This window comes from Shewanella sp. MF05913 (assembly GCF_059758095.1).
In genome coordinates, this window is the sequence record NZ_JCAYNT010000011.1 from 157,988 (window position 1) to 166,323 (window position 8,336).

At 40.4% G+C, this 8,336-nt stretch carries 8 protein-coding genes and 1 pseudogene; 4 read left to right on the plus strand and 5 right to left on the minus strand.

Going from position 1 to position 8,336, the window contains the following annotated elements; translation table 11 throughout:
* Nucleotides 1–2: 2 nt before the first annotated feature.
* Nucleotides 3–1,502 (plus strand): tRNA lysidine(34) synthetase TilS, encoded by a 1,500-nt coding sequence (gene tilS, locus AC19MV_RS14130; RefSeq protein ID WP_498308316.1) that lies wholly within the window; start codon nucleotides 3–5, stop codon nucleotides 1,500–1,502.
* A gap of 148 nt (nucleotides 1,503–1,650) precedes the next feature.
* On the plus strand, nucleotides 1,651–3,240 hold the full coding sequence (locus tag AC19MV_RS14135; protein ID WP_498308317.1) for a M28 family metallopeptidase: 1,590 nt from the start codon (nucleotides 1,651–1,653) through the stop codon (nucleotides 3,238–3,240).
* 256 nt (nucleotides 3,241–3,496) lie between these two features.
* Here the strand turns inward: AC19MV_RS14135 and AC19MV_RS14140 are convergent, their stop codons facing one another.
* From AC19MV_RS14140 to AC19MV_RS14150, 3 genes are all read right to left on the minus strand, one after another.
* The gene (locus tag AC19MV_RS14140) at nucleotides 3,497–3,871 is read right to left on the minus strand and encodes a hypothetical protein (RefSeq protein WP_498308319.1); all 375 of its coding nucleotides are present in this window, start codon (nucleotides 3,869–3,871) and stop codon (nucleotides 3,497–3,499) included.
* A 75-nt stretch (nucleotides 3,872–3,946) separates the two neighbouring features.
* Complete coding sequence (locus tag AC19MV_RS14145; RefSeq protein ID WP_498308321.1) at nucleotides 3,947–4,540, minus strand: hypothetical protein; 594 nt, start codon at nucleotides 4,538–4,540, stop codon at nucleotides 3,947–3,949.
* Nucleotides 4,537–5,247, minus strand: a complete 711-nt coding sequence (locus tag AC19MV_RS14150) for an AHH domain-containing protein (RefSeq protein ID WP_498308323.1) — start codon at nucleotides 5,245–5,247, stop codon at nucleotides 4,537–4,539. Before AC19MV_RS14150 ends, AC19MV_RS14145 begins: the two co-directional genes overlap by 4 nt.
* A gap of 449 nt (nucleotides 5,248–5,696) precedes the next feature.
* On the opposite strand from AC19MV_RS14150, the gene AC19MV_RS14155 reads away from it, so the two are divergent.
* Nucleotides 5,697–6,125 (plus strand): LysM peptidoglycan-binding domain-containing protein, encoded by a 429-nt coding sequence (locus AC19MV_RS14155; RefSeq protein ID WP_498308325.1) that lies wholly within the window; start codon nucleotides 5,697–5,699, stop codon nucleotides 6,123–6,125.
* Nucleotides 6,126–6,268: 143 nt separating this feature from the next.
* On the opposite strand, the gene AC19MV_RS14160 is transcribed toward AC19MV_RS14155, so the two are convergent.
* Nucleotides 6,269–6,643: a hypothetical protein gene (locus tag AC19MV_RS14160; protein WP_498308327.1), complete on the minus strand. Its 375-nt coding sequence runs from the start codon at nucleotides 6,641–6,643 to the stop codon at nucleotides 6,269–6,271.
* A gap of 765 nt (nucleotides 6,644–7,408) precedes the next feature.
* Between AC19MV_RS14160 and AC19MV_RS14165 the strand changes: the two genes are divergently transcribed.
* A complete protein-coding gene (locus tag AC19MV_RS14165; protein ID WP_498308329.1) occupies nucleotides 7,409–7,864 on the plus strand; it encodes a hypothetical protein in 456 nt (151 codons plus the stop codon).
* A gap of 327 nt (nucleotides 7,865–8,191) precedes the next feature.
* Here AC19MV_RS14165 and AC19MV_RS14170 read toward each other — a convergent pair.
* Nucleotides 8,192–8,336, minus strand: a pseudogene (locus AC19MV_RS14170) (IS4 family transposase); the annotation flags it as partial.

Genomic DNA, 8,336 nt, shown 5'->3' on the forward strand with positions numbered 1-8,336 from the left:
TCATGACAAAAACAGCGTTAATGCCTGACTCACTCACAGCAAAACAGCTGCTAACGTTATTAGAGCAGGCCATATTGCCACAGTATGAGCAAGGTTTGCTACACAGTGAGCAAGCTCCTAAGTTAGTGCTGGCTTACAGTGGCGGCGTTGACTCAGAAGTCTTAGCGTTTGGTTTAAGTGCCTTTGCGCAAAAATACCCGCATATCGCTTGTTTACTTATTCACGTACATCATGGATTAAGTCCTAATGCCAATACGTGGGTTGACCATTGCATCGCTCGTGCTAATCATTACCAACTGCCCGTACAAATAGAGCGAGTGAACGTTAACAAAGGTCCAAGAGAAAGTTTAGAAGCCAAAGCGCGTGATGCGCGCTATCAGGCCTTTGACCGTTATCTTAATCCGGGTGACATTTTACTGACCGCCCATCACCAAGATGATCAACTTGAAACCTTATTACTCGCGTTAAAACGTGGGCAAGGCCCAAAAGGGCTAGCCGCAATGGGTGCGATACAAGCTTACAAACAAGGGTGGTTACTTAGACCGTTATTGGATATCAGCCGCGATCAAATAGAGCAATTTGCATTACAATATGGTGTTCGTCATATTGAAGATGAAAGTAATCAAGACGACAGTTACGACCGTAACTTTTTACGTTTAGAGATTATTCCTCGCTTAAAACAACGCTGGCCAAGTATTGCCACCACCGCAGCAAGAAGCGCAGCATTGTGTGCAGAGCAACAACAAGTGATTGAAGATGAAGTGAGTCATCGCTTACCCCAGTGGTTAATCATACCAAACGATACAAATGCTTTAATCACCGAATCAAGCGGGTTTAAGCTCACTGGATTTGGCCTATTGAGTGCCGCCTGGCAGGCATTATTATTTCGCGGTTATTTACAGCATTGTGGTGTGAGTTTGCCATCGCAATCGCAATTGCAGCAAATATTGTCACAACTGCTTGATGCAAAAGATGATGCCAATGTGGCCATTCAATGGGGCGATTATCAGGTTAAACGCTTTGCCAATATCGCATATGTGTTAACCCATCAAGCGCTTGAACCTCACGATGCCACTGCGTTGCAACGTGATATTCTGGCGGTATTGGCAGGCAAGCTAAATCAAGTCAGCGGCAAAGTAGGGGAGCAATCATTTAGTGTGCAAATACAGTCGTATAAAGCAGAATGTGTACAGCAAGACGTGTCAGCATCAACAATGCCACTGCTTGCATTGCCTGCAACTCACGTACACGTAACGATAAAATATGGCGCAGCAGGTTCAATTAAATGCCAGCCACAGTTTGCCACATCGCAACGCACCAAACCTCGAGAGCTCAAAAAGCTCTGGCAGGAATGTCAAATTCCACCCTGGCGCCGTCAGCAAATTCCATTAATTTTTTACGATGATGTGTTAGTTGCTGCTATAGGATTATGGATAGACAAACGCTACCTGGCAGCACCAGGACAAACCGGGCTGAGCTTACCGCTTTTGACAACCCGTTGAATAGCGATGAAAAAGCGCTAGCACTGATTATCGCATCAGACTATATTGGTGAGTCTAGTCTTTATAGCCGTGAAGCGCTCTAACAGGACGAAGTCCGCCCTAATATCTAGCCATGGTTACAATTATTTTTCTTAATATTTAACAAAGGATGTTGTCTGTGAATACCTTTCGTTTATTAGCGGTGTGTGGTGTGTTTATACTGCCAAGCGTTAACGCTACGCCATTTCAATTTGATGAAAAAACCTACCGCCAAGATGTGCAAACCTTAGCAAGCGATGAATTTGAAGGCCGTGGGCCGTTATCTCATGGCGAAAAGCTGACCGTTGAATATTTAGAAAAAGCCTATAAAGCCATGGGGCTTGAACCGGGTTTTGGTGACAGTTATCGCCAAGCAGTGCCTATGGCTAAAATAACAGCCGACCAAACGATGCAACTCAGTGTCGGCGATTTAGTGTTTAACAACGGTACTGATTTCACCGCCCGTACTGAACAAGTTCAACCTCAAGTCAGCTTAGATGGCAGTGATGTGGTGTTTGTTGGCTATGGTATTAATGCACCAGAATACCAGTGGAATGACTACGCCAACATTGATGTGAAAGGTAAAACGCTAATTATGTTGGTCAATGATCCAGGTTTTGCGACTCAAGACCCTGACATTTTTAAAGGTAATGCCATGACCTACTATGGTCGCTGGACTTACAAGTACGAAGAAGCTGCAAGGCAGGGCGCCAAAGCGGTGTTTATTGTCCATGAAACTGCCCCAGCTGCTTATGGTTGGAATGTGGTTGAAAACAGCAATACCAATACTAAATATACTTTAGTGGATAACCATAAAAACCAATCACACATCGGTGTTATGGGCTGGATTCAACATCAAACCGCGCAAAAAATCTTTAGCGAAGCGGGCCTTGATTACGACACACTGAAACTCACCGCCGCTAAGCCAGGTTTTCAGTCTATACCGCTTAAACTTACAGCCAACTTATCGCTAAAAAATCAAATCGAATTGGCTACATCTTATAACGTAGCAGGGCTTATCCCTGGTACTAGCCAAGCCGACGAATGGGTCGTCATGCATGCGCATTGGGATCATTTAGGTAAAACTGTGCAAGATGGTAAAACCCGCATTTATAACGGTGCTGTCGACAATGCCTCGGGTGTAGCAGGCGTGTTACAGTTAGCGCGACATTTTAAAGCGCAAAACAAAGCACCTAAACGCTCTATTTTGTTTACTGCCTTTACCGCAGAAGAAACAGGCCTCATTGGCGCGCAATACTTTGCCGCCAATCCTCCGGTCCCGACTAAACAACTTGTATCGTTTTTAAACATAGACGGCATGAACGTTGGCAAAGGTGTTAATTACATACTGCGTTACGGCCAGGGCGTGTCAGAGTTAGAGACTTATTTAGATGATGCCGCCAAAGCGCAAGGGCGCACTGTAAAAGCAGATCCTCGTCCACAAAACGGCTTAATGTTCCGTTCAGACCACTTTGCCTTAGCCCAACAAGGTGTGCCAGGGTTAATGTTTATGAGCCTAGGTGATACTGACCCAGACTACATTGCTCATAAATACCATCAAGCTGCCGACGATTATGATGCCAGCTGGAATTTAGGCGGAGTCGAGCAAGACCTCGCCTTAATCAGTGACATTATTGAAAAGCTGGCCAACAACAACGACTGGCCAAAATGGCTAGAAGAATCAGACTTTAAAAAACGTCGAGCGATGGACGGTAAGTAGTGTTAGCTAGTTGGATAAATAGAGGAGGCGAAAGCCTCCTTTTTATTCATTATTATAAAATGAATTTGAAGTACTAATCACCAGTTAAAAAAGGTGTTCTACGTGGCGCATGGAATGTCGTGCACTAAAGGATGTATTTGAAAGACTTAACATGCAGATAATGAAATATGATGCTAGTTTTCGATTTAAACTGTAATGTCTAAGTCTTCAAATTAACTTGATTTTTTGCAATGACTAATGTTACTTACACGTGATTTTAAAGATTAAAAAATGACATTAGAAAAAAGCAGAGTGCGACAACTAGAATAGGGATTGCCAAATAAAGCATTAAGTATGCTATGAACTTATTTTTGTCTCTGAATATTAACAAAGCTTGATAAATAGAATCAAATAGAGGGAATGTGAATTTTGCTCTAAAAACAATGAATAAAACAACAGAGGTTTCAAGTTTTATTACAAACCAATATTGTTCTGGATTGTTCTGTAAGGATACTTTCTCATAATTTATACCATACAAACCCATTGAAAAAGCCGTGCCAGTAAGTAAACCAATTATCGGCATGATAGCTAAGGTTAAAGCTGCACCTAATATTGCTTTGTTAATTCTATCTCTAGCTTTAACTATCTTCATATGTTCACTATTGTAATCAATTTTTCTAAATTACTGATGGTTTTTGAAGCGGGTTTAATAATTTAGCCGTACCATTTATTTTAATGGATGTTCGCCTACTAAGTCTGTATAGAAAGTAATGCCGGTAAACCCATTTTTTTTAACTAGATAGTAAAAATCTTCATTACAATAAATAAGATTTCCGCCTTCTAATTTTGATTTAAACAGGCTCTTTTTTTTAACATCAACTTCATTAAAAACTAAGCTTTTCAGGCCATCTTCAAAGCCATCACAATATTTGTAAAGCGTTTGTTTAGTGTTTTCAGCAGCAAAGGTCATGAGGTTAAACATCATCAAGTCTTCTCGATCTGTTTTTACCTTTAAAAATTCACCAAATTCAATCATTAATGGTTTTAATATTTCATAAGCCTCAAATTTCAAAAATAAAAAAGTACCAACTACATTAATATCGAAGTCATCTAGGCACTCACTATTGAATTTGAAAAATAATTGTCCACCATTCCACAGAGAATCTACTGATACATTATCATAAGGAAGACGATGAATTTTAACGAGTAGTTCATTTTGACTAAGCTGTGAGGATGGCTTCATTTGATTCGCCATAACCATAGAGTCAAAGTCCAGCGCAGTAGTGCTGTTTCTTGGTAATTCTAAACGATATATAATCATAAGCCCTTCCAGAGTGTGTCTGAAGAATCAAAAATATATTCAGGAATGGTACCCGTCTTAATATGCTGCTTAATTGATCGAAGTTTATTCAAAAAATGGCTTTTTGATGTCGTATTAGATCGACTTCCCAAAGTATTTCCAATCCATGATTCATAGTTTTTTCGATGTAATTTACGATGAGGAGGAGCATTTTTCGTTGCCCAATCAATTTTTTTGTTACGCATAAAGTTAATAAGCCAAGTACCATTAAAGGGATCATTTATCCCAATACCCATAATATGCATATTCATGCGAGCAGCCAGTACCTGGGGTTGTAAAAAGCGACCCTTACCGGGAATTATGTGATGAGCTTCGTGGTTTATGGTCGGTTGCGGCTCACCCGTCACAAATAAATATTTACCAAGTTTGTCCGTTGGGTGGTGAGCTTCAGCAAGTAATACATCTATTCCGGCGATCTCATTTGATTCTCTATATTCGGCCAAGTACGCTTGTGCTATTGCCACCGATTCAATTTGTTTTTTCTGGGTTTGAAGATGCTGGTAATCACGCTCTAGTTGTTTGAGTAATTCTTTTGAATTGTCATTTTTCTGTTTGCTATCGTAGTAAGATTTAGCTTTTAGTTCAAAATTAAAGATAGCTAATTCGAGTGTTGACGGGTTACTAGGTCGTGTGGGTTGCGGATAAGTTGAATGGTTTTGATGCTGCATTTTTATCGTCCATGATACGTAATAAAGCGCATAAATTAATCATTTATTACGTTGAAGTCAAACATTAATGTCAGCTGTAAGCCTTAAAACAGAGCATAGGTAAAGACGTGGATTACATATGAAAAATTATCCACGGTTGAAACTTATTTCGATGATGCCGCTAACGCACAAGGGCGCGCTGTACCATCCATGGCCAGCTCACGTCATTTTCTTCAACGGCCTCAAGTTCAGAGTTGAATCACACAAATTGCAAGCAAGATGAAAATATAAACATCTAACTATATTGGTTATTAAAACATCCCTAAAGCATGGCCATCCACGATAATTGTCAATTATTCTTTACTTCCTCTCTACACAAGTTTGCATTTATCTGGTGTAAAATACTTTCAACGTTTGAAAAAAAGCAACAAACGAATTTAAACCAATAAATTTAATCAAGGGTAAATAATATGAAAAACGTAAAATTAACTTTAGTAACAGCTCTTTCGGTTTTGGCTTTAACTGTTGCAGGCGTGGCATCAGCGGATAACAACAGCCTATCTAATAACCATAAACAACAAAATGAAATTACTTATACCAAGAAGGTAAATGAAAACATTAGTAAGAATAATACGAAAACAGTAGTTGTTACTAAGAACGTTAAGAGTACTAACAAGATAGTTGTTGTTAAAAGTACCCCAACCAAGAAGGTTGTCGTTACAAAGATAGTGGTAAAACAGCCTGCTAAGACTAAACAGCAATTTTATACTGTTCGTTCTGGTGATAATTTGTCACTTATTTCTGCAAGAACTGGAGTTAGTGTGAAGACGCTTGCAAAATTGAATCAGCTTAAGCAACTAAACAACATACGTATTGGACAGATATTGATAATTCTATAATTTTAACTCAGCATTTATTTATAGATTTTTAAAAGACACCCCACCTTTGGGGGCTGTTTTGTATTCGCTAGATAGGTTGGTCTAACGATATACAGCCCAACTTTTTCATATCTAAAACAATCTATTGGGCTTCGTGCCTCAACTCAACCTACAGAATGATTGATGAAAAACCGCCCAGCCGAACGGTCAATGACGTTAGGGATCCCCAATTTGCGTTTACCGCCATCGGGTTTATCGATCTCTACGCGCCTGACCGCTGAGGGTTGGTATTCACCTTGCTCTAATTGAGATTTACATTGTTGCCAGCCGCCTTGTTGCATCCAAAGCGGGAAGGCTTCGATGGTCATGCCATCAATGCCAGTCGCGCCTTTATTGGCTTTCACTTGACGCCAAGCTCGGTGTAGATTTTCAGGTTCGAGCAGTTGTTGAAATAAATCGCTGTTGAAGGCCGGTTGCATATCAATACGCTGCCGATAGTAATCGTCTGGCGACGTAGTGGGTATCGACAAGTTTGACAAGACTCCTCCTTCTTCTAAATGTTCAGGCCTTCACCATGTACCCACAACGCTAACGCGGGGTATGCTATCCCAGCCATTACGATGGGCATTGGGTTACTCGGCAACTGCTCCTGCGTTGCTCTACCTCCTGCATCCATGCAGTCGTATGCCGTCTGCTGACTTCTGCTTAATCACATGCCGAGTTACCCCGTCATGCGCTATCGGTCTTGACCGCCATGGATGGCGGAAATGCAGATATTGCAGGAGCAATATATCTGCCATCTGGTTCGCTCTTTTCAGTCGATGACACTGAAAAGCCAAGGCACTTATAAACCAGAGCCTTACTGGTTAATGACCAGTCGCGTGTTAAGCAGATCTCCCCACTCTTTATTGATAGAGAAGGAACATGAACTTTCTTTGCACTGCTGCATCATTTACGGTGGCCATTAGATCACGTGGTTTCGTCGTCTTGTACCCTTGCTTCGCGGGGCAGCCCCTGCTAACTCACCTCTAGCCTACGCCTCATATGATGTTCTTGTTCATCAGCTCGCATTCTTTATCACAAGAAGACTAGCGGCTTCCTCCGGACCCAATCTCGCGGATAAGCCCTTGCCATTCGCTAGTAGTTAACGTTTAATAACAATATGTTATTTAAACGGTGATCTTCCTAAAGAGGACTTTCACCTCATTAGTTCATGCCCATGCTGGGTGTACACAAATCAAGTCAGCAGGACACCGCAAACGGCGCCTCTGCTTGAGGCGTTAACTAGTTAACAAGGATTGGTGATGAGTTCAGGGAGAGTTGAGCGAATTTTAATAGGTACTTTTATTCCACCAATTTTAGCAGGATTCATATGCGCTTTCATTGGAATGGGGCATAAATTAATAACATCTAATTTTAACTTTTCATGGATGCGTATCAGTGAGGCATTTTCTACTATTATTGGGCTCATACCTGTTTCCATTGGCTTCATGTTTTTTTCTGTATTATTTTATGGAATTCAAACATTACTTTACAGTTTACTAATGGAATTTGTTATTCAAAGGATAGAGAATGACAAATTAGTAATTGTTATTTCTGCCATTTTAGGTGTTTTTGTTGTTAGGTTTTTAGGCTTAGGAAATATTTTGGGTTTAGGTGTGGGCTCTGATATTGCAAGTATTGTAATGGTAGTTGGTGGAGTCGTTGGCCTTATAGTTGGGTATTACCTTCGTACGCAGTTTGTGTTCAAAACTCGTTAATAGTCAAATTTTGGGTGGAAATATTTTTTGGGTGATTCAATGCCAACCATCAGAGAATTAAGACGTTTTTGATGAACTATGGGGCATAGTTTTTAAGCAAATCGTGTAGTATATACTTAAGTTTAACAGGAGCACACATGGCGTTATATTTAGTAGCCATCTTATAGAAATAAGTGGCGAAATTAATTAGATCAGATAGCACCATGCGTGTCTACTATTTTGAAATTTAAAAGGATTATCTGGGGCTCCCCTAGATTTGGGTGTTGAAGTTGTAGAATGCCGCTTTAGGAGTGAAATAAGTATGTGTCGTTATACATACACTGGACCTTAAGCATTAAGGCCTGCAAAAATTCCATCTAACGTTATGTCTTTTCTAGATTTTCTTTGTTGTGACTTTTTTGCGTTTATTGTTATATAGCAGACCGCCCAGTCTATCTTTTCTGTTATTTCTGACCAAGCCCGATGACAGATA